This window comes from Rhodoferax sp. ZS1R8 (assembly GCF_056521325.1).
In genome coordinates, this window is record NZ_JBWMBA010000084.1 from 1 (window position 1) to 1,372 (window position 1,372).

A 1,372-nucleotide genomic window follows, 5' to 3' on the forward strand; every position below is an offset into this window, starting at 1 on the left:
CGGCTACATCACCATGGTGACCCAGTGGATGCTGGAGCAGGCCCTGCGCACGCTGGCCGCGTGGGCGCCCACGCATCCCGAGCTCAGCATTGCTGTGAACGTGAGCACGCGCGACCTGCAACACAAGGGCTTTGCCGAGCGGGTGGCCCGCATGGTGGAGGCCAGTGGCGTGCCCGCCAAACGCCTGCGTTTGGAGATCACCGAGAGCGGCTTGATGGACGACCCTGCGCAAAGTGTGGCCCTGCTTCACGCGCTGCGCGAGATCGGCACGCCGCTGTCGATTGACGATTTCGGCACCGGATATTCCTCACTGGCGTATTTGCAGAAACTACCGGTCAGTGAACTGAAGATTGACCGCAGTTTCATTGACAAGCTGGACCAGTCCCCTGGCACACAAAAGCTGGTGCGCGCCATGACCGAGATGGGCCACGGCCTGGATTTGATGGTGACCGCCGAAGGTGTGGAGACCGAGGCTGAGCGCGAGACGATTACCCGGCTGGGTGTTGATGTGATGCAGGGCTACCTGGCCAGCAGACCACTGCATGGCGGGAAACTGCAGGCCTGGTTTGATGCATTGCCTGCGGCTTAGCCAAGCCCCCAGGGCGCCTCACACATTCCCACTGAACAAGCGCCGAATCAACAAGTCCTTGAAGCTATGCGCCTCGGACAAACCAAGGCGTTCCAGGTAGACGGGTGGGGCCTCCCTGCCTTCCCACAGGCTCTTGACGGCCATGGTCAGCAGTTCGGTGGGGTGCTGGCTGGCGTGTTTGATCTTTTGCATGGCGCGCACCATGCGCAGCTCGTCGTCGGTCAGGTCGGTGCCAAAGGGGTGGTCGGGCAACATGCCAGCGGTCAGCCAGGGGTGCAGGGTGTGCTTCAGCGCCTCGGGTAGGTTTTGGCGGTAACACTCGGGCACGGTGTAGCTGGCCTCTAACTTGCCGTTGGCCTTGGCCTGGGCTACCAGCTCATCCTGAAAGCGGGAGTCGGCCACGGCGATCAGGCGTTTGACCACCTCGCTGTCAGACTGGCCGCGCAACTCGGCCACGCCGTATTCGGTGATGACCACATCGCGCAGGTGGCGGGGGATGGTGGTGTGGCCGTAGTTCCACACGATGCTGCTCACTGTGCTGTGCTTGGTCTGGTGGGTGGCGCGCAGCATCATCATCAGGCGCGCATCGGGCAGGGCGTGGGACATGGCGACAAAGTTGTATTGCCCGCCATACAACTGGTTGATGAAGTCGACGCGTGTCATGTCAATTTTGGCCAGTGCATGCAGTGGGCTGGCGCGAAGTCGCTGGTAGAAGTCGTTGGGTCCAAGAAAGAAGCCGCCGGTCATGTGGATGCCACCGTGCAGCCGTGCGCCCAGCATTTG

2 protein-coding genes are annotated in these 1,372 nt (G+C 62.1%); one reads left to right on the forward strand and one right to left on the reverse strand.

Annotation, left to right across the window (positions count from 1 at the left end):
• Nucleotides 1–589 (forward strand): EAL domain-containing protein (locus AC097P_RS23965; RefSeq protein WP_479612931.1); only part of this gene is annotated, 589 nt, incomplete at its 5' end.
• An 18-nt stretch (nucleotides 590–607) separates the two neighbouring features.
• Here AC097P_RS23965 and AC097P_RS23970 read toward each other — a convergent pair.
• Nucleotides 608–1,372 (reverse strand): acetyl-CoA hydrolase/transferase C-terminal domain-containing protein (locus AC097P_RS23970; protein ID WP_479612932.1); only part of this gene is annotated, 765 nt, incomplete at its 5' end.